The 25,596-nt window shown below is 65.1% G+C and carries 23 protein-coding genes and 1 pseudogene; 7 read left to right on the top strand and 17 right to left on the bottom strand.

What is annotated here, in order from left to right:
• Positions 1–202, top strand: a pseudogene (locus QZ266_RS05985) (acyltransferase); the annotation flags it as partial.
• 699 nt (positions 203–901) lie between these two features.
• Here QZ266_RS05985 and QZ266_RS05980 read toward each other — a convergent pair.
• On the bottom strand, positions 902–2,182 hold the full coding sequence (locus QZ266_RS05980) for a nucleoside transporter C-terminal domain-containing protein (RefSeq protein ID WP_295692629.1): 1,281 nt from the start codon (positions 2,180–2,182) through the stop codon (positions 902–904).
• Between the two features lie 95 nt (positions 2,183–2,277).
• Between QZ266_RS05980 and QZ266_RS05975 the strand changes: the two genes are divergently transcribed.
• Together QZ266_RS05975 and QZ266_RS05970 are read left to right on the top strand one after the other, a co-directional pair.
• Positions 2,278–2,493: a DUF1289 domain-containing protein gene (locus QZ266_RS05975; RefSeq protein ID WP_295692626.1), complete on the top strand. Its 216-nt coding sequence runs from the start codon at positions 2,278–2,280 to the stop codon at positions 2,491–2,493.
• A 5-nt stretch (positions 2,494–2,498) separates the two neighbouring features.
• Positions 2,499–3,218, top strand: coding sequence for a TIGR02281 family clan AA aspartic protease (locus tag QZ266_RS05970; RefSeq protein WP_295692624.1), 720 nt, complete (start codon positions 2,499–2,501; stop codon positions 3,216–3,218).
• A 1-nt stretch (position 3,219) separates the two neighbouring features.
• Here the strand turns inward: QZ266_RS05970 and QZ266_RS05965 are convergent, their stop codons facing one another.
• Both QZ266_RS05965 and dusA read right to left on the bottom strand, forming a co-directional pair.
• On the bottom strand, positions 3,220–4,044 hold the full coding sequence (locus tag QZ266_RS05965) for a sulfite exporter TauE/SafE family protein (RefSeq protein WP_295692622.1): 825 nt from the start codon (positions 4,042–4,044) through the stop codon (positions 3,220–3,222).
• The gene (gene dusA / locus QZ266_RS05960) at positions 4,045–5,028 is read right to left on the bottom strand and encodes a tRNA dihydrouridine(20/20a) synthase DusA (protein ID WP_295692619.1); all 984 of its coding nucleotides are present in this window, start codon (positions 5,026–5,028) and stop codon (positions 4,045–4,047) included.
• 153 nt (positions 5,029–5,181) lie between these two features.
• On the opposite strand from dusA, the gene QZ266_RS05955 reads away from it, so the two are divergent.
• The 4 genes from QZ266_RS05955 (at position 5,182) to QZ266_RS05940 (ending at position 10,765) form a co-directional block, all read left to right on the top strand.
• Complete coding sequence (locus QZ266_RS05955; protein ID WP_295692617.1) at positions 5,182–5,733, top strand: hypothetical protein; 552 nt, start codon at positions 5,182–5,184, stop codon at positions 5,731–5,733.
• Positions 5,734–5,808: 75 nt separating this feature from the next.
• Positions 5,809–7,374: an EAL domain-containing protein gene (locus tag QZ266_RS05950; protein ID WP_295692614.1), complete on the top strand. Its 1,566-nt coding sequence runs from the start codon at positions 5,809–5,811 to the stop codon at positions 7,372–7,374.
• A gap of 19 nt (positions 7,375–7,393) precedes the next feature.
• Positions 7,394–7,945: a response regulator gene (locus QZ266_RS05945; RefSeq protein WP_295692611.1), complete on the top strand. Its 552-nt coding sequence runs from the start codon at positions 7,394–7,396 to the stop codon at positions 7,943–7,945.
• Positions 7,946–8,014: 69 nt separating this feature from the next.
• Positions 8,015–10,765 (top strand): PAS domain-containing sensor histidine kinase, encoded by a 2,751-nt coding sequence (locus tag QZ266_RS05940; RefSeq protein WP_295692608.1) that lies wholly within the window; start codon positions 8,015–8,017, stop codon positions 10,763–10,765.
• Between the two features lie 6 nt (positions 10,766–10,771).
• Here the strand turns inward: QZ266_RS05940 and QZ266_RS05935 are convergent, their stop codons facing one another.
• The 14 genes from QZ266_RS05935 to QZ266_RS05870 form a co-directional block, all read right to left on the bottom strand.
• The gene (locus QZ266_RS05935; RefSeq protein WP_295692604.1) at positions 10,772–11,356 is read right to left on the bottom strand and encodes a periplasmic heavy metal sensor; all 585 of its coding nucleotides are present in this window, start codon (positions 11,354–11,356) and stop codon (positions 10,772–10,774) included.
• Positions 11,353–11,760: a hypothetical protein gene (locus QZ266_RS05930; protein ID WP_295692601.1), complete on the bottom strand. Its 408-nt coding sequence runs from the start codon at positions 11,758–11,760 to the stop codon at positions 11,353–11,355. Before QZ266_RS05930 ends, QZ266_RS05935 begins: the two co-directional genes overlap by 4 nt.
• Entirely contained in the window at positions 11,760–12,437 is a 678-nt protein-coding gene (locus tag QZ266_RS05925) for an RNA polymerase sigma factor (protein ID WP_295692598.1), read from the bottom strand. Before QZ266_RS05925 ends, QZ266_RS05930 begins: the two co-directional genes overlap by 1 nt.
• Positions 12,438–12,466: 29 nt before the next feature.
• The gene (locus tag QZ266_RS05920; protein WP_295692594.1) at positions 12,467–13,060 is read right to left on the bottom strand and encodes a hypothetical protein; all 594 of its coding nucleotides are present in this window, start codon (positions 13,058–13,060) and stop codon (positions 12,467–12,469) included.
• A gap of 72 nt (positions 13,061–13,132) precedes the next feature.
• Positions 13,133–16,018, bottom strand: coding sequence for a bifunctional [glutamine synthetase] adenylyltransferase/[glutamine synthetase]-adenylyl-L-tyrosine phosphorylase (locus QZ266_RS05915; RefSeq protein ID WP_295692631.1), 2,886 nt, complete (start codon positions 16,016–16,018; stop codon positions 13,133–13,135).
• A gap of 68 nt (positions 16,019–16,086) precedes the next feature.
• The gene (locus tag QZ266_RS05910) at positions 16,087–17,526 is read right to left on the bottom strand and encodes a HAMP domain-containing sensor histidine kinase (RefSeq protein WP_295692593.1); all 1,440 of its coding nucleotides are present in this window, start codon (positions 17,524–17,526) and stop codon (positions 16,087–16,089) included.
• Positions 17,527–17,532: 6 nt separating this feature from the next.
• Positions 17,533–18,204 carry a response regulator transcription factor gene (locus tag QZ266_RS05905; protein ID WP_075191003.1) on the bottom strand — a complete coding sequence of 224 codons (672 nt, stop codon included), beginning with the start codon at positions 18,202–18,204 and terminating at the stop codon, positions 17,533–17,535.
• Between the two features lie 18 nt (positions 18,205–18,222).
• A complete protein-coding gene (locus tag QZ266_RS05900) occupies positions 18,223–19,647 on the bottom strand; it encodes a Do family serine endopeptidase (protein ID WP_295692586.1) in 1,425 nt (474 codons plus the stop codon).
• 191 nt (positions 19,648–19,838) lie between these two features.
• Entirely contained in the window at positions 19,839–21,068 is a 1,230-nt protein-coding gene (locus QZ266_RS05895) for a bifunctional alpha/beta hydrolase/OsmC family protein (protein WP_295692584.1), read from the bottom strand.
• Between the two features lie 75 nt (positions 21,069–21,143).
• Positions 21,144–21,620 (bottom strand): cytochrome c maturation protein CcmE, encoded by a 477-nt coding sequence (ccmE, locus tag QZ266_RS05890; protein ID WP_366523945.1) that lies wholly within the window; start codon positions 21,618–21,620, stop codon positions 21,144–21,146.
• Positions 21,617–22,273: a DUF938 domain-containing protein gene (locus tag QZ266_RS05885; protein ID WP_295692579.1), complete on the bottom strand. Its 657-nt coding sequence runs from the start codon at positions 22,271–22,273 to the stop codon at positions 21,617–21,619. Before QZ266_RS05885 ends, ccmE begins: the two co-directional genes overlap by 4 nt.
• Positions 22,274–22,331: 58 nt before the next feature.
• Positions 22,332–23,630 (bottom strand): hypothetical protein, encoded by a 1,299-nt coding sequence (locus tag QZ266_RS05880; protein WP_295692576.1) that lies wholly within the window; start codon positions 23,628–23,630, stop codon positions 22,332–22,334.
• 126 nt (positions 23,631–23,756) lie between these two features.
• On the bottom strand, positions 23,757–25,142 hold the full coding sequence (locus QZ266_RS05875; protein WP_295692575.1) for a sensor histidine kinase: 1,386 nt from the start codon (positions 25,140–25,142) through the stop codon (positions 23,757–23,759).
• A partial coding sequence (locus QZ266_RS05870; protein ID WP_295692572.1) for a response regulator transcription factor occupies positions 25,139–25,596 on the bottom strand: 458 nt, incomplete at its 5' end. The genes QZ266_RS05875 and QZ266_RS05870, both read right to left, overlap by 4 nt.

Below are 25,596 nucleotides of genomic sequence, written 5' to 3'. Positions count from 1 at the left end.
GCCCTGGACCATCGTCGCCGGCAATCCGGCACGTGTCATCAAGCGCATCGACCCCGACGCCCCGATGAAAACCCGCTCCGACCTGTTCGCCGACGTCGAAGGCCTCGACCGTTTCATGGACACCGCCTACCGGCAGTCGCTAGACGGGAATTCAACGATTGGCTGGCTGCGCAGCCGGCTGTGGCCGGCGCGGGGGGATTGATGCTCTCACTGAGCCAAGCAACCCATTTTTCCCGGAGGCGCGCAGCGCCATCCGGGACCAACGAGAGACTCATCGCTTGCCGGATGGTCCGGTCGGTCCCGGCTCTCCGCCCCGCTTGTCCGGGGCTGCGGCCGGGAAAATGCGCTTTGTTCTGCGAGGATTGCGCTGTGCAGCCACGCCACCGGCAATCACCAATCGAGCTACTGGGTCACCCGCCTTCTCCTCGATTCCATGGCTTCGTAGAAGAAATCCCAATTTGACGGCGCGGGATTAGCCCTTTGGTACGCTTCAGCCTGGTCGGTCTTCATTTCCCGGTACCAAAACATGAAATCGATACAATACTGGTCCCACTCCGTCACATTTGACGGGTCTTTGGGGCCAAATGGATCACAGTCCGGGCAGAATTCCCAAGGCGGCTTCATGGCTTTATTCCTCCGGAACGATCACACAAAAAAGGGATGCAACGCTCACCGGCGCGATGGAAAAACTGTGCGCTGGTGCTTTCACCAACCCGATTGAGTGTCGCGCGCGAGCGCGAACCCATCCATACATCCCTTGCCGGGACAAAGCCGTATCCGGGTCTTGAGCTCAAGGGTGAAACCGCGAAGCGGCGCTCCGCGCCCTTGACCTCAAGACCCGGATACGGCGCACTGGCTGACAAGGAATCTAAGGACCGGTCCGCGCCGTACGCGTGCGCCCCTACCCGAACAAGCCCTGCGGCAGCACGCCAATCGCGGCCCCCGTCATCAGCGTCGCCAGCGTGCCCGAGATCAGCGCTTTCGGTGCCAGCTGGAGAATGTCCTCGCGCCGTGACGGGGCGATGGCGACCAGGCCGCCCGTGAGGATGCCGACGCTGGAGAAATTGGCGAAGCCGCACAGGGCATAGGTCATGATCAGGCTGGTGCGCGGGGTCAGGCCCTCGCCCATCTGGGACAGGCGGTCATAGGCATAGACCTCGTTCAGCGCGGTCTTGAGGCCCATCAGGGAGCCGGCCTGGGTCGCTTCCGACCAGGGAATGCCGGCGAGCCAGACGATGGGGGCGAAGAGCCAGCCGAGGATGCGCTCGACCGACAGGCTGGCACCGAACACGTCCGGGAAGAGCCCCAGCATGACGTTGAGCAGGGCGACCAGCGCCGTGAAGACCAGCAGCATGAAGATGATGTTGAAATAGAGCCGCATCCCGTCCGACACGCCCGTGGTCAGCGCGTCCATGGAGGAATGATAGATCTGGGTCGGCACCTTCTCCTTGGCCTCGGCCTCGGGCGTTGCCGGTTCGGCCGGCATCATCAGGCGGGACAACAGGACGGCAGCGGGGACGGAGATCAGCGAGGCGGTGAAGATATGGCCCGCCGCGCCATCGATCACGCCGGAGAGCTGGGAGACATAGAGCGCCATCACCGAGCCGGCGACGGTGGAAAAGCCCACCGTCATGATCAGGAAGAGGTCGGAGCGGCTCATATCGGGCAGGCGCGGCCGAATCAGGACCGGGCTTTCCGTCATGCCCAGGAAGATATTGGCAGCAGCGCCCAGGCTGGCCGAACCGGACAGGTTCAACAGGCGCTGGAAGGCAAAGGCAAAGGCCCGCACCAGGACTTCAAGGATGCGCCAGCGCCACAACAGGGCCGACAGGGCCGAAAGGACGATGACCATGGGCAGGGCCTGGAAGGCGAACAGGAAGGTCCCGCCCGCCGCGTCAGGGTCGATCTCGAAGGGCATGGCGCCGCCAGCGAGATAGCCGAAGACGAATTGCGCGCCCTCATTGGTCACTTCCTGCAGCACCGCGACGACACCGGTCAGCGATTGCAGGAAGGCGCGAAACGGCGCGACGGTGTAGAGCAATGTGGCGATGACCAGCTGCAAGCCAATCGCCCCGCCCAGCAGGATGACCGGAAAGCGTTTGCGCGGCCCAAGCAGCCAGGCGATGCCGGCGAGAAGGAACAGGCCCGCAAAGCTGCGGCCCTGCAGCAAAAGATCGTCCATGGAAGTCCCCGCCGGTGAAAGCGGGACCTTATTCCGCCCACCCCAGCCGCTGCAAGCACTTGCCTCAACGCCTCGCCCGCGAAATGCTGCAGCGCATGACGTCGACGCCCATCAATCCGCCCATCAAGACACCTTGCGTGCAGGTCTGTTTTGTTGATCCGAAAGCGCAATTATGCGTCGGTTGCTTCCGCACGATGGAAGAATTGGGGCGCTGGACGCGCTACACGGATGACGAACGCGCGGCTATCATGACCGCCCTGCCCGAGCGCGAAACGGCGTACAAGGCGGCCAAGCCCGTCCGGCAGGAATAGAGACCATGCGCGCCATCATCATCCGTATCGCCCTGCCTGCCCTGGCCCTGGGCATCGCCCTGATCGGGCTGCGCCTGATCAGCTGGCCGCTCTGGTCCGACGTCGATCCGATGTTGCGGACCGTCTATATCGCAGTGCCGCTCGGCCTGCTCGCCCTGGCCCTTTTGGGATCAGCGGTGGCGCCGGACGGCGCCCGCCATCGCAATCTCCTGGCCTGGCTCTCCATCAGCGTCGCCGCCGGCGGGGTTGCCATTCTTGATCGCGACTACACCGCCTTGGAACACCAGCGCGTCTGGGGCGTGGCCGTGATGGAAGGCGATCCGCGTCCGCTGGCGGGTGGCAATGGTGTGCAACTGGCGGACGGGTCGCTGGTGCTGGAACGGCATTTCGACGGCCATTTCTATATCGATAGCGACATCAATGGCGCGCCGGTCCATTTCCTGATCGACACCGGCGCGACCGGTGTCGCGCTGACCCTGGATGATGCACGACGCATTGGCATCCGCACCGAGACGCTGGATTTCAACATCCGCACCTCGACCGCCGCCGGACCGTCGATGGCCGCGCGGGTCACCATACCGGCGCTGATCCTGCCCGGGCGCACGTTCCAGAACCATCCGGCCCTGGTGATGAGCGGCGGCGAGCGTTCCCTGCTCGGCATGACGGTTCTGGGTGAGTTTGACGCGGTGGAGATGCGCCGCGATCAATTGATCCTGCGACCCTAGATCAGCTGGCCGCGCTGGCCAGCCAGGCTTCGCGGACCAGCATGACACCGACCACGACGAGTCCGACCGCAAAGCAGCGCTTGAGCGTCCGCTCCGGCAGGGCATGGGCCAGTTTTGCGCCGAGCGGGGCGACGAAGAAGGCCGAGCCGGCCAGCAGGGCAAAGCCGGGCAAGTTCACATATCCCAGCGACCACGGAACCGCGTCCTGGCCCCAGCCCGTGACCACAAAACCGATCGCGCCCGGCAGGCCGATTGCGACACCGAAGCCGGCCGCGGTCGCCACAGCCCGATGGATCGACTTGCCGCACAGCGTCATCAGGGTAACGCCCAGAACTCCCCCGCCGATGCCCATCAGGGCCGACAGGATGCCGATTCCGCCGCCCAGGCCCCAACGAAGCGGTCCGCCGGGCATCTCGTCAGCGAGGCGCCAGTCCGGACGGCCGAAGAAGAATTGCGCCGACAACAGGATGGCCATGGCGCCGAACAGGCCGGTCAGGAAATTGCCCGGCAGGAGATGGGCAATCACCGCCCCGACCAGCGTGCCGATCACGATCCAGGGCGCCCAGGTCTTGAGCACGACGAAATCAACGGCGCCGCGCTTGGCGTGCGCCGAGACCGAGCGCAGCGAGGTGGCGATGATCACGGCCAGAGATGTTCCGACCGCGACCTGCATGATGCGCGGGTCGTCATAGCCGAGGAATTGAAAGGCGTAGAACATGGCCGGGACCATGACGATGCCGCCGCCAATGCCGAACAGGCCGGCGATCAATCCGGCAAAGGCGCCCGTGGCCGCCATCGCCAGAACCAGAATCCAGATATCGGTCATTCAGGCGGCCTCGTCTCGCGGCGAAACGGCCGCCTGGGCTTCATCGAGCACGTCGAGATCCGCACCGCTGCGCGGCGCCTTCTCCGACAGGATACGTCGCCATTGGCGCGCGCCCGGTTCGCCGGCATAGAGACCGAGCATGTGCCGGGTGATGTCCTGCAGGCGTCCGCCGGCTTCCAGATGCGCGGCGATATAAGGTCGGAAGGCTGCCAGCGCCTGCGACCGGGTGGCCACCGGATCGGTCTCGCCGAAAATCTGTGAGTCGACGCGGGCCAGGATCCAGGGCGTGTGGTAGGCGGCGCGGCCGATCATGGCGCCATCCAGCGCGCCGGTTTCTGCCTGGGCGCGATCAAGATCAGCCAAACCGCCATTGAGGATGATTTCCAGCTCCGGGCGCTCGGCCTTGAGTCGGCGCACCAGATCATAGTCGAGCGGCGGCACGGAGCGGTTTTCCTTCGGGCTCAGGCCTTTCAGCCAGGCCTTGCGGGCGTGCACAGCAAAGCTCGTCACGCCGCGCGCCGCGACTGTGTCGACCAGGGTAAAAAGCGCCTCTTCCGGCTCCTGGTCGTCAACGCCGATCCGGCATTTCACGGTGACCGGGATGGTGACCGCCTCCCGCATCGCCGCGACGCACTCGGCGACCAGGTCCGGCTCACGCATCAGACAGGCCCCGAAGCGGCCGGACTGGACCCGGTCGGACGGGCAGCCAACATTGAGGTTGATCTCACAATAACCGAAGGCTTCGGCAGTCCTGGCAGCGGCAGCAAGATCGGCCGGCTCGGACCCGCCCAGCTGTATCGCGACCGGATGTTCGCGCGCGCTGAAACCGATCAGGCGCTCGGTGTCGCCATGGATGATCGCCTTGTCGACCGCCATCTCTGTATAGAGCAGCGCCTTGCGCGACAGGACCCGGTGGAAAGCCCGGCAATGCCGGTCGGTCCAGTCCATCATCGGCGCCACGGAGAGGCGGCGGGAGAAAGGCATGATCGCATTCATGACGGGCGACATAGCGTGTGAGGGCGTCTGCCGCAACGCAGCACGCGCGCCCGGACAGTCGATCGCTCAAATCCAACCTGTTCCGTTCACGCGGTTTAAACGCCGCCATGCTTGTGTAAGGGCGGCGAGGGAGAAGTACACATGGCCAAGGCAGTCTTTCACAAGCATCAGCGGGTCTTCGTCGGACCGGTCGGCACCTGGGCGCTGGTCGAGCAGGTCAAGCCGCACTGGGTGAAGGATGTCGAGGAGCCGATCCGCGTCGCCTATGATTGCGGGCTCGGACGCGACTTCATCGCTGAAGAACTCTCCGCGGAACAGGCCGACCATGTCGAGGCCGGCCATTGGCGCGTTCTGCGCGCCAGGAACAAGTGGCAGAGCGTCGAGGAGTGTGCCGGGCATCCCCTCCCCGGCACCTTCCCCGTCGTTGTCACCGAGGCGATGGACTGGGGCGGCTGGCGGGTACCGGCAGCGGAATATGACCGCGACCCGCACCGTATCGAAGCCCAGGCCCGCCTCCTGGCCAACAGTCCGCGCCTGCTTGAGATTGCCGAGCAGCTCGCCGCCCTGGCCGGCGAAGATGGCGAATTGCCGCCCGCCCTGGCCGAGCTTTCGCATCGGGCCGAGAGTGTGTTGAAGGACATCAACACCAAGCCTGCCAAGCGCGATGGCCGCGCCGAGTCGCGGGCTGCCTGAATTCCCTAGAATTTTAAGGGCGTTCTAACGATTGCCGGGCAAGACTTGGGGTCTGTGCAAACGATTGGACTTCCGATGTCGCTGGTCGAACAACGCAACCGCTTTCTCTCCTTCGCCTTTGCCTCGGCGGACATCCTCGTCGAGACTGACCCTGCGGGCTGCGTCACCTATGCCGCTGGCGCCGTTGCGGCACTGGGCGAGCCGACTCTGGCCGGAAGCGGCGAAGATCTCGCCCAGCGCTTCGACCGCACCTCGCGCCCCGTCTTTCAGGCCATCATGCACCGGCTCAAGCCCGGTCGACGCCTCGGCCCGGTCCGGATTTCCGTCGCCGGTCGCGAATGCCGCCTGTCCGGATGGATGCTGGGCGATGATGAACGCATTCGCTGGAGCCTGTCCTACGAAGCCATTCACGCCCCGGCCGAGCTCGAGCCGGAAGCCTTTGAACGTGCCGCCGAACAGGCCATCGAGAAGTCCCGGTCTGCCGGGGTCGACATGGCCATGTCGGTCCTGCGCGTGGTCACCGAGGATTCGCTGGAACGTCTGATCGGCCCGGCCCGGGCGGCGGCTGTTCAGCAATCCATCGCCGCATCCTGCGCCCTCGCTGTCGGCGATGACGGCGTTGCCCGCCAGGTCGATGCGGAGCGCACGGCGCTCATTCATGCCCGCTCGACCGAACTTGACCTGCTCAAGACAGAGATTGAAGCCACCCTCGCCGATGCCGGTCTGGGGACGGCTACCGTCCAGATCGATTCGGTTTGCGACGCCCCGAATACCGAACCGGGCATTGCGGTTCAGGCCTTCCTCTACGCCGTCAATGAAGCGGCCCAGTGTGACCGGGTTCTGGACATAGTCAGCCTTCAGGAAACCGCCGAAGTCATGATGCGCGAGAATGAGCGCCGCATGGCTGAATTGCGGACCACGATCGCCGGGCGGGTCATCGAGCCGCACGCCCAGCCTGTCGTCGATCTGGCGACCGGCGAAATCCATCATTACGAGCTTTTGCTGCGCCTGCCGGGCGGCGCTCCTGTCCAGGACAGTGTTGGCTTCGCGGAGAGTACCGGGCTGATCTACGAGATCGACACCGCCATGGTCGATATTGCCGCCACCTTCCTGCGCGATGATTATGATCGGCCATCCCTCGCGGTGAATCTCTCGGGCAAGTCGCTGACAAACATGGCCTGGGGCAAACGCTTCCTCGCCCAGCTGGCCGATCTGAAAATTGACCGCAAACGGCTCAGCTTCGAGCTGACCGAGACCGCGACGGTCACCAATATCAAGGCCGCCAATGCGATCATCCAGAAAATCCGCGAACGCGGCCACGACGTCTGCCTGGACGATTTCGGCGCCGGCGCTGCAGGTTTCCACTATCTGCGCGACTTCCCGGCCGATGTGGTCAAGATCGATGGCTCCTACATCAAACGCTTCGAGCAGTCGAAACGGGATGCGACACTGTTGAAAGGCATGATCAATATCTGCCGCAGTGTGGGTGCCGCCACGGTCGCCGAAATGATCGAGACCGAGGCCCAGGCAAAGGCATTGAAAACTTTTGGTGCGACTTACGGTCAGGGTTACTATTTCGGTAAGCCTGTGCCGCTAAGCTCGCTCAAGGATATGAAGAAGAAGGCCTCGCGCGCCGCGTGAGGCGTTGAGGTAGGCAGCCATGGCCGCAGATTTCAGCCGCGTGCGAGTACTGATCGTCGACGATAACGGCTATATGCTGACCATCCTGCGCACCATTCTGCACGGGTTTGGAATCAAGCAGATTTTCGAGTCCAAAGACCCGGCCGATGCGTTCGATCTGGTGCGGTCGGACTCCGTTGACATCATCATCACCGACTATCAGATGGAAATTCTGGACGGTCTCGACTTCGTGCGCCTGGTCCGCACAGCCGATGACAGCCCGAATCCGCTCGTGCCGATCATCATGCTGAGCGCCTATTCGGAGAAATCCAAGGTGATGCTGGCCCGCGATGCCGGGGTCACGGAATTCTGCTGCAAGCCTGTCACGGCCAAGGAAATGTTCTCCAAGATCGCCTCGGTGATCAATGAGCCTCGTCCCTTTATCCGCAACAAGAATTATTTCGGTCCGGACCGGCGTCGCGCCAATCCGGACAGCGGCACGTACAAGGGCCCCGAACGACGCCAGGCGCGCCAGAAAGTCGGCGCCGAAAGCAAAGCGTCTGACGAGGAGGTCCAGGTCGACGAAGCCTGAGCCGCAAGACAATTGAAAACCCGCGTTGTCCGGTCGACACAGACCGCGAACGCACCTTAGTTTGAGACCATGAATCAGATGCGGTTCGATCACCGCCCGTCGCCGTCCGCCAAGGGCCGGGACAGGGCGTCGAACTCCCCGTCTCGGGGACAGCATCGTCACGCCCGCGATCCGGACGAAGCGCCCCGCAAGACATCCCGCAGCAGCGGCGCGATGTGGATCATCCTGGCGGTGGTGCTCTTTACCCTCGCCTATGGCGGCATCCTGCTGGTCAAGATCCAGCAGGAGCGCGAAATCCTGATCACCGAGGCGGAGCGGTCCCAGGCCAATGCCGCCGGCTATCTTGCCGAGCGCGTCACGGCCCGCATCGCCGAAGCCCGTTATGCGCTGGCCTTTGCAGCCGCGGATCTGCGTGACGCACCGGCCGGCGAGGTCGAAAGCCTGGCCAATGCGCGTCTCTCCGCGATCGCCGAATCCGAGCTTGTGGCCGACATTGCCCTCCTCCTGCCCGGCGGGCAGGTCATCGCCGATGGCGAGCCGGTCGAGAATCTCCGGGATTTCGCCGGTGCTGCGCTCGATGCACCATCCGGCCTCACCGCTCAGGTCACCGGCAATCAGGCTTTTCTGGTTCTCGCCGTCCCGACCCCGTTGAGCGATGGCACGGTGGGCGCTTTCGTGGCCCGGCTGAGCACCGAGACCGCCCTGCCGGACTGGGGCGATGATCGCGTTGTCGCCCTCGCCGATGCCGACGGCGGCATGCTGGCAATCCGGCCGCGCATGCCCAGTGCTCGCGCCGGCACCCAGCTGGCAGAACGCTTCGGTCTGGAACCCGGCTTTATCGACAGGCTGGCGGCCGGCGGCGGTGGCGCCACGTCGGATGCGCGCTTTGGCGAGGAACGGGTCACCTTCGCGGTTGCCCCGATTTCCGGCACCGAGCTGCGCGTCTATGCGCTGGGCGCCATGCGCATCAATCAGAGCGCCTGGTACCGGACGATTTCCTTCTACGGCCTGATGTTCATCGCGCCGATATTCGTGGCTTTGGGCCTGTGCGCACTGGTCTTCATGCAGATGGGCCGCCTGCGCTCGACCCGGCAGATGCTGGAAGACAATGAGCAGCGCTTCCGCGTCGCCATCGAGGGCGCGCGCTGCGGTGTCTGGGACTGGAATCCGGAAGCCGACACCGTCTTCGTCACCGACTCCCTTGCCCGCATTCTCGGGCTCGACGCCGCGACCGAGTGTTCCGGCCAGCAATTCCTCCAGCTCTTCTCCAAGCCGGACCGCGAGCGCCTGCGCGCGGCCATGCGCGGAGCCCCGGCCGGTGCCGAGGTCGATCATGAAGTCCTCGCCGCGCGGGCGCCGGTGTGGCTGCAGATGCGGGGCCGCATCCTGCCCGGCGGAGAAGTCGGCCATACCCGCATTGTCGGCGTCGCCATCGATGTCACCGAACGCAAGGGCGCCCAGGCCCGCGTCGCGGCAGCCGAGAGCCGGCTGCGTGCCGCCCTGGAATCGATGTCCGAGAGCTTCGTGCTCTGGGACAGCCGCCAGCGCCTCATCCTGTGGAACCGCAAATTCCGGGACTTGTTCGACTTTACCGAAGGCATGCTGAAACCGGGCATGAGCTATGAAGCGGTCGAGCAGGCGGCTGCACGGGCCATCAAGACCGTGCATGGCGGAACGGACAGCAAGGTCGCCTACGAGATCGAGCTCTCCAATGGTCGCTGGCTGCACTATTCCGACCGCCCGACCGCCGATGGCGGCCTGGTCTCGGTCGGCGCTGATATCACCGATCTCAAGCATCACGAGGCCGCCCTCACCGAGAATGAGAGCCAGCTCCGCAAGACGGTCGACGACGTCAAACGCTCCCAGGCGCGGATCGCCGACCTGGCCCGCAAATATGAAGAAGAGAAGATCCGGGCCGAGGAAGCCAACCGCTCCAAGTCCGAATTCCTCGCCAATATGAGCCATGAGCTGCGCACGCCGCTCAATGCCATCAACGGCTTCTCCGAAATCATGATGCAGGAAATGTTCGGGCCGCTCGGCGATGATCGCTATGTCGGCTACATGAAGGACATCCTGTCCTCGGGCAAACATCTGCTGGAACTGATCAACGACATCCTCGACATGTCCAAGATCGAAGCCGGCAAGATGCAGCTTCAGCCCGAGCCCACCGACGCCAGCGAGCTGGTCGAACAGAGCATTCGCATCGTCCGCGGTCGCGCCGAAGAGAAACGTCTCAAGCTGCGCGCCGATGTCTCGGGCCTGCCGGAAATCGAGGTCGATCCGCGCGCCTTCAAGCAGATCATGATCAACCTGGTCTCGAATGCGGTGAAATTCACGCCGGAAGGTGGCCGGGTCACCGTGCGGGGCTTCCTGTCCGGCCTCGGCATTGCTTTCCAGGTTTCCGACACCGGCATCGGTATCGCGAAGGATGACCTGCCCCGCCTGGGCCGCCCCTTCGAGCAGATCGAAAGCCAGCACTCCAAGAGCTTCCAGGGGTCCGGGCTTGGCCTTGCCCTGTCCAAATCCCTGATCGAGCTGCATGGCGGCACATTGTCGATCGACTCGACACTGGGCGAAGGCACGACGGTCTCCATCGTCCTGCCAATCAGCCAGGACCAGCCGATCCCGCGCGATGCGATCGATGCCGTGACCCGCGATGGCGCGGTCGACAATGCCCTTGCGCCGGAAGCGGACGATGCGCCTTTCGACGCACACGCCCCGCTCGGCCTGTCAGCCGGGCTGCAGACCGATGACGGTTTTGACGTCGATGATGAATTCATTGATGGCAACAGCCCGTCGCGCCTGGCGGCAGGCGAATAGACAAGTCTAGTCGCGCGTCGGTGGCGGCCCATCCCGGGGGCCATCCCGCTGCCCATCCCGCTGGCCGTCCCGGGGGCCATGACGACGATGCCCGCCGGGTGGCGGCCCCCGTCTTCCCATCCGATCACGGCCTGCTTGCAGGGCGGCGGCCCGGGTCTCGGCATCAAGCTCCGACACGACATCCAGCACAACCGCTTCAATCCGCGCCTCGACTTCGCGCTGGATCTGGCGCAACTCCGCCATGGCCTGGGCAACGGCCTCGGTATCAAACTCGTCCGCCACCAGAAGCGTGTCCAGCTGCCGGCGAGCCAACCGCCCGTCCCGGGCAAGGTCGCCCATATCGGCAAAGCTGGCGCGCAGACGGACGCGGGCTTCCTGTCGACTTGCCTCCGGCAGGGCTTCCACGAATCCACGCAGATCAAAGCCTCCCCGGCCCGGCGCACCGCCGCGACCGGGACCACTGTCCGGCGCCGGCACACGCATCTGCCAGTCCGGACCGTCCGTCGTGTGATGGACGAGATAGCCGACCAGCGCGCCATTGATCAGCACGGAGCCAATCAGGGCGGTGATCCAGGGCAAGCTTGGCCTCATGCGTCTTCTCCCAGCCAGTCCACCCAATCATCCTCATAGCCGGTGAAAGCATCGGCATAGAGCGTGTCATCGGCGTTGTAACCGCCGGTAAGCGCACCACTGGCAAAGCCGAGACAGACCCCGACAAGAAGCGCTGCAGCCACCGCGGTGGGCGCCATCCAGCGCGAAGCGGACGGTACCGGCAAGCGGGCGATCAGACGCCGCTCCAGAAGCGCGCTGACCTGGACCGGCTGGGCGATGTCACCGAGCAGCTCATCCAGTGCGTTTTCCGCAGCAATGACCGATCCGGCCTGATCGGGATGGGCCCGGGTAAAGGCCTCGGCATCCGCGCGCTCATCGGCCGGCCAACGGGCCGGGTCGGCGCCGTAAGCCTCAAGAATTTGGTAAAAACGGTCCTCAGTCATCATTCATCACCGTAACGGGCATCACCGCCCTCAGCATAGCTGGCTATCAGATCGGGCGCATCGCCCAGAAGCAAGGCCTTGAGCTTGCGCCGACCGCGCGCCAGCAGGGATTCAAGCGCATCGACACTGACCGACATGATCTCGGCCGCCTCGATATTGCTCAGCTCCTGGAAATGGACCAGCTCCAGCGCCTGGCGCTGACGGTCCGGGAGCCGGGCAACGGCCTCGGCGACGCGATGGCCGCTCTCCGCCTGTTCCATGCGCCGGTCCTGGCCGAGACTCGCATCGGCTTGCTCGGGGATGGCGTCAGTCAGAACCTCGCGGCGCTTGCGCAAGCGGTCATAGCAGAGGTTGAGCGCGATCCGGCAAACCCAGCTGGACACCCGGGCCTGACCGGATTTCCAGCGCCCCGCAGCCTTCCAGACCCGCAAAAAGGTCTCCTGCGCAATATCTTCGGCCTCGACCGCATCACCCAGAGTGCGTCGGGCGAGGCCGATGATACGCGACAGATTGGTGGCCATGAGTTCGCGGGCCGCATCCCGGTCTCCGACGCCAATGCGCGCCATCAACCGGTCTTCCGCCGCCCGCACATCGACCGAAGCCGATGTCACACGGGGCGGCCGCTCACGGACACGGCCGGACATGGGGCCGGCATCCGCCGGTTCGTCTGTCGTCATGCCGTGTCCGTCATACATGGGCGAAAGCGCTAGTCGCGCCACCAGAGACGACGATCCTGTCGCCGTTCCGCAGCCTCGTCCAGCTCGCCCGGTTCGATCACGCCATCCTCATTGGCATCGAGCGCGGCAAACAACCGGTTCTCGCCACCCAGGAATTCAGCGCGCGAAATGCGGCCATCTTCGTCCGCATCAAAATGGCGACCGGGGCCTTCACCGTCACCGCCTTCGCCCGGGCCACGGCCACGCGGACCGCCCCGGCGACCGCGCCGGCCTTCGCGCTCGCCGCCTTCCGCCATTTCGGCTTCATGGATCACGCGCATGCGCTGACGAACCGGAGACTGGTCGGCCGCGTCGAGATAACCGTCCGCATTGCGGTCCATCCAGGTGAACATTTCGGCCTGGAGAGCCGCCACTTCAGCCTCGGTGATGGAGTTGTCGCCATTGGCGTCCGCCGCCCGCAGCATCATCATGGCGCGATGGGCCCCACCGCCGGCACCGCCGCCGGGACCACCGGCACGATCACCACCATGATGGCGGCCGCCCGGACCCTGGGCCTGCGCTGCGGCTCCGGCCAGCAGCAAACAGGTTGAGCCCATCAGTACAATCAATCGGGAAGTTTTCATGACATCGTCCTTGTCGTTCATAGCCTCGCTGGGAGTAGAACGACCGGGCCGCGCCATTCCGTCGCGGCAGGCTCACATTTTTCCGATACGACGCTCGAAAACCTTGCGGACTTCCGCCATGCGCGTGTCGAGCGCCGCTTCCAGCGCCTCGATCTTCCGACAGCCCCCCAACTCGGCCAGCCGCGCAGCAAAGCCGCTGCTGGCCTGGGCCGGATCGAATCCCGACCCGTGCGCACAGCGGATCATCTGCAGGACCCCGAGCTCGAGCTGAAGCGTCTCGGTGAGCAGCTTGACCTCGCCCGCCGGCAAGAGGCCCGCCTCGCCCAGCGCCGCGAGCGCGTCGCGGGTCGAGGCTCGCAGGACGTCCTGTTTGTCGGCATGAATGAGCTGCAGGGTCTGGGCTATGAATTCAATGTCCTGCAGACCGCCGGGCCGGGCCTTCAGGTCCCAGGCCGATTTCGGTGGCTTGGCCTCGGCCAGCTTGCGCCGCATGGCGAGCGCATCAGCCTTCACGCCGCGGGCATCGCGCGGTCGCTTGAGGGCGCGGTCGAATGACGCCTCAACGGCACGTGCCAGCGGACCGTCCCCGGCAATGATCCGCGCCCGGGTCAGCGCCATCATCTCCCAGGTCCAGGCTTCATGCGGGTAATAGCTGTCAAAACGCGACCGCGAGACGGCCACGGGACCGGCCTTGCCGGAGGGGCGCAACTGCATGTCGACCGTATAAAGCTCGCCCTCCTCGGTCGGCGCCGAGACGGCACTGATCAGGCGCGTGGCGAAACGGCCGAACCAGGATGAGGCGGTCTCGTCACCCTCATAGATGATCATGATGTCGAGATCGCTGTCCGCCGCCAATTCGCGGCCACCCAGCTTGCCCATGCCGAGAATGACGCCTTCACCGGGCATGGCACCATAGCGCCGCTCGGTCTCGTCCTGGGCGGATCGGGCCATCGCCGCCAGGCTGGCATCCGCCATGGCCGAGAACGCGGCCCCCGCGGTTTGCGCCGAGGCCGTGCCCTTGAGGATTTGCGTCCCGATACGGAAGCGTTCCTCCCGCACCCGGCGGCGCGCTGTATTGAGCTCGGTCTCGTAATCACCCGCGCGCGCCAGGGCCTCGCCCAGCATGGCCTGGAAACTGCCGGGCGCGTCCTGCTCGAGCGGCACCGAGAAACGATCATCCAGCATCGCGTCCAGCAGGGCCGGCCGGCGGGCGAGATCCGCCGCCAGGCGCGGAGCCAGCGTGAGAATGCCGATCAGGTCGGAGGCCAGGCCCGGCTCATTGGACAGGAGCGAGAGCGGCTGCACGCCCATGGGCAGATTCTCGAAAAAAGCGGCAAAGCGGGTCATCGCCGCGTCCGGCTCGCCGGTCGCCGCCATGCGATCAACCAGTTGCGGCGCAATGCGCGCAAACAGGGTGCGGGCCCGTGTCGAGCGCACGGCCCGCACGCGACCGGCGGCCCAGCCATTGAGCGTCGCCCAAACCGAGGCCGGATTGGAGAAGCCCAGTTTTTCCAGCGTCCTGATTGTATCGGGGGTCGGCTCGACCCCGGTCAGGATGAGCGAACCGGCTTCCGACGCCAGGGCTTCATCATGTTCGAACTGGTCGGAGAAATGCCCATGTACGCGCTGCAGGCAGGCCTCGACCTCGGCCTCGAATTCCGCGCAATCCGCGAAACCGGCCAGCGCGGCGAGATCGGCCCGGGCCTGCGGATCGACCGGCACGGTCTGACTCGGTTCGTCCTGGCGCATCTGCACGCGATGCTCCCAGCTGCGCAGGGCCCGGTAATCGCGCTTCAGGGCCTCGGCAGCATCAGGCTCGATCGCGCCGACCTCATCGAGGGCATCCAGTGCGGCCAGCGTGGCCGGGGTTCGCACACGCAGGTCACGCCCGCCGAAAACGAGTTGCGGGATCTGGGCGCAGAACTCGATCTCGCGGATTCCGCCACGGCCCAGTTTGAGATCATGTCCGGCGGGCCGGATCTCGGCGCGCCGGCCCACAGTCTGGATCTGCCGGGCCAGCCCGCGAATGTCGTCAATCGCCGCATAGTCCAGAGAGCGCCGCCAGATGAAGGGCTGCATATGGCCCAGGAAGTCCCTTGCCGCGGCGTGATCGCCGGCACTGGCGCGGGCCTTGATCCAGGCGGCCCGCTCCCAGGTCTGACCGAGACTCTCATAATAATGCAGCGCCGCATCGGTCGAGATGATGACCGGCGTTGCGCCGGGGTCCGGGCGCAGGCGCAGATCGACCCGGAAGACATAGCCGTCCGCGGTAACGTCCTGCAGTGATTTCACCACGGACTGGATCAGGCGCGGCAGGCGTCTGCGCGGCCCCTCGCTCTCGGGAAGTGCTAGCTTCTCCGCGTCATAGACGGCAACCAGATCAATATCGGAGGAATAATTGAGGTCGCCCGTTCCCATCTTGCCGAGGGCGAGAATAAGTACGCCGGGCAAGGGATTGGCCGGATCACTGACCGGATGCGCCCGCCCCTGTTCGGCGAGGAAACGGACATGGGCGTGCAGCGCGGCCTGCAGCGCCGCATCCGCCAGCTCGGTCATGGCCCGGGTGACGGCGCGGACATCCCAGACCCCGGCCAGGTCCGCCAGGGCGGTGACGAGATGGGCGTCGGACTTGGCCTGGCGCAGGGCGGCATCGAGCGCGGCAATGTCCGGTGCCCCGGCCCCGGCAATGCGCAGATTGTCGATGGCCATGGTCATCAGCCGGTCCGGCGTCTCGCTGGCACAGGCCATGAGCGTATCCGGTCGCCGCTGGGCCAGCCGGGCGAGATAGGGCGCGGCCGCGAATACCGTGTCGAGAAAGCCGGCCACGGGCGCGATCACCGCCTGCACGGTGTCCGGCAGGGCTGCCAGTACATGACCCGCCTTGCCGGGCGCACGGCCGGGCAGCGGGGCCAGGCCAGCTGGCAGGGTCGGAACCGGATCGAAAGCCGTGTGCGTCATGGCCGACAAGGTGGCGCGATCCGGGCCACAGGTGAAGACGCTGCACCGCAAAAAAACGCGGCGGGCGCCTAGTCTTCGGCCGGTGCCGTCGGGAAGCAGAGCGCGGCGCGCAGGCCGGCGCCATGGCCGTCCGCAACCACGCCGGGGCCTTCACCCAGTTCAAACCGGCCATTATGGACATCGACAATCGCCTGCACGAGCGACAGGCCAAGCCCGGAGCCCGGCTTGGTCCTCGAATTGTCGAGCCGGACGAAACGCTGGGTGACGCGGGCGCGGTCGGTGTCGGGAATGCCCGGGCCGGTATCGGTGACCGAGAACTCGATCATGCCATCGCCGGTCTGGCGCAGGCGCAAGGTCACCGCACCGCCCGAGGGCGTGTATTTCACCGCATTGTCGAGAATGTTGGCGAGCGCCTGCGAGAGCAGGCCGCGATCGCCCAGCATGGTCATGCCGGACTGGATTTCGCTGTTAAAGGACAGGCCGTCATCCTCGCAGACCGGCTCATAGAGTTCGGCCAGATCCGCTGCGGTATCAGCCGGATCGAGGCGCTGGATCGAGGCCCGGCTTTCACCGGCTTCAAGACGCGACAGCGAGAGGATGGCATTGAAGATGCCGAGCAATTCATCGGTATCCGCGACGGCGCGCTCAAGCGCCTGCTCGCGGGAGGCGCGATCCCCCTCCTCGCGCAGGGCTTCATCAAGCCGGTTGCGCATCCGGGTCAGCGGAGTGCGCAGGTCATGGGCAATACTGTCGCCGGTATGGCGCATGCGGTGCATGAGCGCTTCGACGCGGTCGAGCATGGAGTTGAAATTCTCGGACAACTCGTCGAGTTCATCGCCGGTGAAATTGCGCGGGGCCCGCGGCTGGAGATCGCCCGCCTTCACCCGCCGCGCCACGGTATTGATGCGGTCAAGACGGCGTACGAAACGCCGACTGACGAAGATCCCCGCAGCCACGCCAAGCGCCAGCGCCAGCGCCGAGGCGGCCAGGATGGTGTTGAGCATGCGCGAGACCAGTCGCGTCTCTTCATCGACATCCAGACCGACATAGAGCCGGTAGCCGGATGGCAGATCGATGATGCGACCGCGCGCGGTCCGATCATCCTTGCCGTCATCCACCTCGTCGCCGCTATCGCCGGCAGCCGGCCGGCGATAGGTGAACTGGACGCGCCCCTCATCATCGGGCTGAACGTCCGGCAGATAGGTCAGATTGCCTGACAGGCTGCGTCCGGAGGGGTGAACCAGCAAGTAGAGATAGTCCGCCCCGCCACCGACCGTGCGTTCGAGGATGTAGCGGTTGACGGTCCGGATACCGCCCGCCTGGAAGCTGGCATCGAGCTCCGCGACTTCCTCATTGATGGCCGAGTCGGCACGCCGCAACACCATGCCGGCCGAGGCCGCATAGACGAAGCCCAGCGTGACAAAACTCGCCAGGGCGAACAGGGCCGCCGACAGAAGGGTCTGCCGGAAGGCCGTTGTTCGAAGAAAGGCGGCCCCGCGCGCCTGCATGCCGGATCAGGCCTGCAGGCGGTAGCCGGCCCCGCGCACAGTGTGCAGGAGCGAACGCGGGAAGGGTTTGTCGATCTTCGAGCGCAGACGCGAGATGTGCACATCAATGACATTGGTCTGAGGGTCGAAATGATAGTCCCAGACCTTTTCGAGCAGCATGGTGCGGGTGACCACCTGGCCGGAATGCTTCATGAGGAATTCCAGCAGACGGAATTCGCGTGGCTGGAGCAGGATTTCCTCGCCCTCGCGCACCACGGTGCGGGCCAGAAGGTCCATTTCCAGATCGCCGACCACCAGCTTGGTACGAACCGTGTCCGGATCGCGCCGGCGGGCCAGCGCCTCGACGCGGGCCAGGAGTTCGGCAAAGGCATAGGGCTTGACCAGATAGTCATCGCCGCCAGCCTTGAGACCTTCGACGCGGTCATCGACCTCGCCGAGGGCCGAGAGAATGAGGACCGGGGTCCGATCATCATCGGCCCGGAGGGCCTCGACCATGGACAGGCCGTCCATGCGCGGCATCATCCGGTCGACGACAAGCACGTCGTATTCCGCGGCGCGAGCCATTTCCAGACCTTCTTCGCCGTCACCGGCATGGTCTGCCACATGGCCGCTTTCACGCAGGCCCTTGCGGATATAGCTGGCCGCTTCGCGGTCGTCTTCAACGATCAGAATGCGCACCCCGATCTCCTTTTTTCTCTAGTCGGCTTCGCCGAGTTGCAGAGCGACATAGCGTTGACCGCCACGCCCCTCGACCAGCAGCAGGATGGCGCTGCGACCGTCTTCGCGGGCTTCGTCCGCGATGGCGCTGAGCGTGTCCGCATCGGCGACCGGATTGCCGCCGGCCTCCAGGATGATGTCTCCGGTGAGGATGCCCTTGCGGGCGGCTTCACTGCCGGACTCGACCTCGTCGACCACAACACCGTCAACATTGGGGGCAATTCCGCGCACGTCGCGGTCTTCCTCACTGAGCGGCGCCATGGACATGCCGAAGACGGCGGCCCGCGGCGCAACCTGTTCGGCATTGCTCATGATGGCCAATTCCTGCTCACCCGGGCGATCGCCCAGGGTGACGCGGATCGTGCGCTCGCGACCATCGCGCAGGATGAGGAAGCGAACCTCGTCACCAACCGCGATATTGCCGACGCGGCGCGTCAGATCGCGTGACCCGTCGACGGCCTCGCCATTGATTTCCAGCACCACATCCTCGCGCTCGAAACCGCCGCGGGCGGCCGGGCCACCCTCGACAATGGAGCTGACAATGGCGCCGGTGGTGTCGTCCAGGCCGAGGGCCCCGGCGATGTCGTCGGTGACGTTCTGGATCGAGACACCGAGCCAGCCACGGGCGACACGGCCATCATCGAGCAGATCATCAACGATGCGCGCGGCGACGTCTGACGGGATGGCAAACCCGATGCCGACATTGCCGCCAGTGGGTGAGAAGATCTGCGAGTTCACGCCGATCACATTGCCGTTGAGATCAAAGGTCGGGCCACCGGAATTGCCGCGATTGATGGGCGCATCGACCTGGATGAAGTCATTATAGGTCGAATTGCCGATCGGGCGGCCGATGGCGGAAATGATACCGGCCGTTGCCGTCCCGCCCAGACCAAACGGATTGCCCACGGCCACGACCCAGTCGCCGACCCGGTATTGCGGATCTTCCTCGAAGGTGACGAAGGGGAATTCGACGTCCGCATCGACCTTGATCAGGGCCAGGTCGGTCTGCGGGTCAGTGCCGATGACGCGGGCCGAATACTCCTCGCCATCGGATGTACCAATGGTGATTTCCTCGGCGTCGGCGACGACGTGATTATTGGTGACGATATAGCCTTCCGCCGAGATGAAGAATCCCGAGCCGAGCGACTGGCGCGGCTGCGGCGCCGGGCGTTCGCCGCCAAACTGGCGCTCCAGCCATTCGCGCATTTGCGGCGGCAGGTTTTCCATGTCCGGTCCACCCGGGCCACCCAGGCTCAATTCCTGCGGCGCACCGCTGACCTGCACAGTGACAACAGACGGGCTGACACTCTCGATGAGGTCAGCAAAGGACATCGGTGCGCCAGCCGGGACAGCCCCTGCAAACCGGGGCTCCTCGGACGACTGGAATGCGTGGGCCTCGCCCATTGGGCTATCCAGAAGACTTCCTGCGGCCAGCGCGGAAAGCACCAGGAGCGAAACACCGCCAAGACGACGTATGCGATCAACCGAAATCATGAGTATCGACGACCTTTCCATTGCGATTAGGGGCTCAACATCACGCCGCGGGACTAAACGCTGCGTGTCTCAAAGATTACAATAACATTACAAACGGTAATTTACCCGTCATCTTCCAGTCGCGTTCGCACCACGACCGGACTGTGCAGCGTGCGATGCACGGGACACTTGTCCGCAATCTCCATCAGACGCTTGCGCTGATCGGCATCGAGATCGCCTTCCAGCGTGATGCTGCGCTCGAAGATATCGACATGCCGTTCCTGCCCGTCGACACAGTCGGCGCAATCATCGGCATGGCCCTTTTTATGCCCCGTACTCACCGTGACCCGGTCAAGCGGCAAGTCCTTGCGGTCGGCATACATGCGCAGGGTCATCGCGGTACAGGCACCCAGAGCGGCATTGAGATAGCCATAGGGCGACGGGCCGGCATCGCCGCCGCCCACCGAGGCCGGCTCATCGGCCAGCATCACATGATCACCGTCGACCACGTGGTTTTCGTAGCGGCCGCGCCCGGTCTCGCGCACGACGACCGCACCGGCGGCGTCCGCCCGTGGCGCTTGCGGCGCCGGCCCCAGGGCATAGCGCGCGGCCCAGCTGGCGATCACATCGGCCGCGTAAAGGGCGTCGCTTTCCGCGCGCAGCAAGTGATCGGCATCATCCAGGCTGACAAAGCTCTTGGGGTGTTTCGCCGCGCGGAAGAGACGGGAGGCATTCTCGACGCCGACAATCTGGTCGGTCGGGGAATGCAGGATGAGGAGGGGCCGGCGCAGCGCCTCCACCGCGTCCTCGAGTGCGCGTCCGGCAATATCATCGAGGAATTGCTTCTTGATGGTGAAGGGGCGGCCGGACAGGTCCACTTCGGCCCGGCCTTCGCGCGTGATCTCATCCACCTTGTCGGCAAATTGATGGACCACATGGTCGGCATCGGCCGGGGCACCGATCGTGGCGACGGCCCGGACACTGTCGAGCTGGCCGGCGGCGGCGATGACGGCGGCACCGCCGAGCGAGTGACCAATCAGCAGGTCCGGCGCGCAATGCGTCTCGGCCATGAATGCGGCCGCTGCCAGCAGGTCCTGGATATTGGAAGAGAAATTCGTGTTGGCGAAATCGCCGCCGGACTGACCCAGCCCGGTGAAGTCGAAACGCAGGACCGCGATGCCTGCATCGGTCAGGCGTCGGGCGATGCGGCTGGCGGCGAGAATATCCTTGGAACAGGAAAAGCAGTGCGCGAACAGGGCATGAGCCCGCGGGCGCCCATTGGGCAATTCCAGCCGCGCCGCGAGTGTTTCGCCGAGGGCGCCGGTAAATTCAACGCGTGTGGATCGGGCCATGGTCTGTCTCCCTTGCTGCGCCACACTTGGGGTGTTCGGCAGGCACGGGCAAGGCAGATGGCGATGACGTGATCGTCAGCGGCTCCCGGGCCCGCCTTCCGGCGCCGACTCTTCACCCTCGCCCTGCCAGACGCCAGCCTCGCGCAGGGCTTCAGCGACCTCCGGTGGCATATAGGTCTCGTCATGCTTGGCCAGGACATTGCTCGCCTCAAGCACACCGTCGACGCCGAACCGGCCCTCAACGACAACGCCCTGGCCTTCCCGGAAAAGGTCCGGCAACAGGCCGGCAAAAACGACATCCACCGTCTCGACCCGATCCGTGATGACGAAGCGGGTGGCCCCGCTCTCGGTCTCGCCGACGGACTCTTCCAGAACCAGGCCACCGACGCGAATGCGGTTTTCCGTGCCCGGATGCTCGGCCGCGACTTCGCTGGGCGAATAGAAGAAGACCACGGCACTGCGCAGGGCCATCAGGCCCAGCGATACGGCGGCAACCAGGACGGTGGCCGAAGCGGCAATGGTAGCGAGGCGGCGATTGCGATGGCGCATCAGCGCGTCTCCGGCGATGAAAGGACGAGAAGAAGATTATTGGCCGGCATGTCGACCCGTTCCGCCAGCGCAAACCCTGCCTCGGCGAAGAGCGTGATGACGCTGTCCAGATCGCGCACGCCCCAGGCCGGATTGCGCGATTTGAGCGAGGCGTCGAAATCCAGATTGGACGGCGCGGTCGCATCGCCCTCCTTGTACGGGCCGTACAGCACGACCCGGCCACCAGGCTGCAGGCGCTCCGCCGCGAGCCGGGCCAGGTTTTCCGCCACCGCCCAGGGGGCAATATGGATCACATTCATGCAGACAAGCACATCAAACGGCGCCAGGTCCGAAACGGCCTCACCGGTCAGAAGGTCCAGTGCCAGCGGGGCCGAGATGGCCGCACCGGACTCGCGGGCCCAGCCGGCCTGGCTGGCGCGTGAAACCGGATCCGGATCTGACGGCTGCCACCGGATGTCCGGACGGGCCTGACAGACTGCGACAGCGTGCTCGCCTGTCCCGGACCCGATCTCCAACACCCGGGCGCGCGCTGGCAGAACACGGCCAAACACTTCGGCGATCGCGGCGCGATTACGCGCGGCGCTGGGCGAATACAGTCGACCGTCTTCGACCTTGCGGTCTTCCATCGCGACAGGTGTGTCGGGTGTCTTGCTCATAGGGTCGAGTTAGGCCGGTCGGCGGAACAGTGCAAGTCGTGACACAGTGTTTGGGACGCTATGCCGCGTCTGCAGCCGCGACACCGCGTCGACGCAGCAGGCTGGCCGGTTCGCGCAGCCCAGCGGCCTCCATGAGACGGGCGGTGATCTCCAGCCCGTCCTGGGCCGTGGTGCGGTTCTGGCCTTCACTCGAAGCGACCAGATCGACCAGCATTTCGCCAGCCTCCTGCATGCGTTTCTCGGCGATGTCCGCATACCGTTTCTGGGTCGAGGCGATCGCCGCCGCTGTGGCATGCTGCCGACAGCGACCAAGAAAGTATAAAAGCCCTTCGGCCTTGTCGATCGCGGCCTCCTGCGGGATCTGGGCCGGGATGACCCGGCCGCTTCGACCGCGCCGCGGTTCCGGCAGGCCGGCATCGAGGGCCAGCGGCACCTTGGCAAGGATCTTCTCGACATTGGTCGAGGCTTCCGCGCGAAGTCCGAACAGCGACCGCCCCCAGCGACCATCCTTGCGAATGCCGAACTCCTGGGTCATGCCCATGGAGAAAGCCACAAAACGGTCGAAGACCAGATAGCTCGCCTTGGCCTCTTCCAGGGTTTGCGGCGGCTGCTTGAGCCGCGCGGCGAAGAAGCCGGTATCGCCGAGCACCGAATCGCCGATCGCGGCGAGCTCGGTCTTCTGGACCATGAGATCATCGTCCTGACGGCCGATACGCTTGACCACACGGAAAATCTGCCAGGGATGTACCAGCCGCCCCATGGTCAGGAGCAGGACCCAGAGTGCGGCCTCGGAATTGCTGTCGACCATTTCCTCATGGAGCTGCATGACCCGAAGCGAGAGATCATCATCGAAATCCTCGATCTCCTCGGGCAACTCCGCCATCGCCGTGCCAATGGCCTCGCAATTCTGGAGCAGGACGGTGGCGTCAGCCAGCATGGCGCGACCATCGGGGCCGAACCGCTTGAGCAGCGCTGCCATGTCCTTGGGAACCCGGTCCGCCTTGTGCACCGCATCCGCCAGCGCATCGCCGGCCTTGCGGCGGAAATCGAGCCAGATCGGATCGCTCTCGGGCTGTTTGCACTTCTTGGCCGTCTCGACCATTTCCTTGGCGATTTGCCGGCCCATCCAGCCCCAGATCTTGGACAGGTCCTCGGTCGAGAACCGGTATCGCGAGGGCGGGACGAGATCGCTGTCGCCGACCATCGGGCGCAGCGGTGACAGGATATACGCCTTGGCCAGGTCACCGGCAGGCTTGCGCATGGCAAGTTCAAGGTCAGCAAAAATGCCATTGAGCATGGCCGAGGCCGGGTCATTCGCGGCCGCCGCCTTGGTGGTCGCCTGCAGGTTGGCGCGCATGCTTTCCGGCATGCTGCGCCATAGCGCTTCAAGCTTCGCTCTCTGGGAAGGCGATAAATTTGCCATAACCTAGGACACACAGTCTTTTGCTGATCCTAGTCTTCAACGACTTTGGTTAATGAGCGTTTAGCGTCCAGTAGCGGGAAGACCAAGGCGCGCAGCGAGACCGCCGAGTTCTGATCTCGACAGGCTGAGTTCTCCACCATAGGCCTTGGCCAGGTCCGAAACGATCGCCAGACCCAGGCCGGAACCCGGTGCTTGCTCGTCCAGTCGCACACCGCGTTGCAGCGCTGCTTCGCACTCATCCGGGCTCAGACCGGGGCCGTCATCCTCGATGATCACGGCAAGCTCGCGCGGTGCAGTTCGTTCGGCATGGACATGAACCAGCCCGCCCGACCACTTGCAGGCATTATCCATCAGATTGCCGACCATTTCCTCGAGATCCTGACGTTCACCCTTGAAGTTGAGACCGCCCTCGATCTCGGTGGTGATGCGGATACCGCGCGCCTTGTTGATCTTCTCCAGCGTGCGGGCCAGATCGCCCAGGGTCGGGCCAAGCTCGGTGCGTGCGCCAACGGCCTTTGCGTGAGCGGCAGCGCGGGCCCGGCGCAAATGGTGTTCCACCTGATCCGTCATGACACTGGTCTGGCGCTCGACCATGTCGGCCAGCGGCCCGTCGGAAGTGCGCGCCTCATTGGTCAGCACCGCAATGGGTGTTTTCAGCGCGTGGGCCAGATTGCCGACATGGGTGCGCGAGCGCTCAACCAGTTCGCGCGAATGATCGAGCATGGCATTGAGCTCGTCTGCCAGGGGCTGAAGCTCGACCGGAAACTCGCCATCCACCCGGTCCTGATTGCCCTCACGGACTTCCGCGACGCTGGTCCGCATGCGCAGGACCGGCGCCAGGCCGATGCGAACCTGGAAGAAGACACCGGCAGCGATCGCGGTGGCGAAGCCGAGAAACATGATGGCGGAGGTGATGGCGAAATTGCGCACATCGCGATCAGCGGCAGCGCGATCCTCGGCCGCCATCATGATCACCATGTCCGGCCGGGCCGGCAATTGCACGGCCTGGGCGGTCAGCCGCAACCCCTCCCCGCTCGGCCCCTTGGTGTCAAAGGACATGAGCTGACCGGGCGCGGCCAGCAGCGATGCCAGCAAGGCATCGGGCGGGGCGAGGACTTCGTCCCAGAGCGACCGGGAAACAACCAGGGCCTCATGACCGCCGCCCTCCATCTCCGGGGCGTCGGCGATCTGCCAGTAGCGACCGGAAAATACACGGTCAAAGGCCGGGTCCGACGGACGCCGGGCCAGCACAATGCCGCCGCCCGGATCGGTTTCCGCTGCCGCGACCAGGGAGTCGACCACACTCGACAGGCGGTCATCCATCGTCCGCAGGACGGAGCGTTGATAGAGGGTTGTCAGCGCGACCGCGCCCAGCAGCAGAAGGGCCAGCGCCCAGGCAGCGGCGCCGGCAAACAGTCTGAAAGCCAGGGAGGCGCGGCGCTTCACGAAACCGGGCGCGCCACCGGAGCAACCAGGCGGTAGCCCAGACCGCGCACGGTCTCGATCCGGTCCGTGCCGATCTTCTTGCGCAAGCGCCCGACAAAGACCTCGATCGTATTGCTGTCGCGGTCGAAATCCTGATCGTAAATGTGCTCGACCAGCTCGGTCCGCGAGATCACCCGGTCCTGATGGTGGGCGAGGTAGGACAGCATGCGGAATTCGTGCGAGGTCACTTTCACGGGCGCGCCGTCGATGAAGACGCGGGCGCCGCGTGTATCGATGGACAAGCCACCGCACTCGATCGTCGAGGTCGTGTGCCCGGCCGCGCGACGCGTCAGGGCGCGCATGCGGGCCAGCAATTCCTCGGTATGGAAAGGCTTGGTGAGATAGTCGTCGGCGCCGGCATCAAAGCCAGCAACCTTTTCCGACCAGCAATCGCGCGCGGTCAGAATCAGGACCG

The organism is uncultured Maricaulis sp. (assembly GCF_905480005.1).
GTDB lineage: Bacteria > Pseudomonadota > Alphaproteobacteria > Caulobacterales > Maricaulaceae > Maricaulis.
Note: the sequence above shows the minus strand (reverse complement) of the source record. Positions and strands in the feature narration are given on the sequence as shown.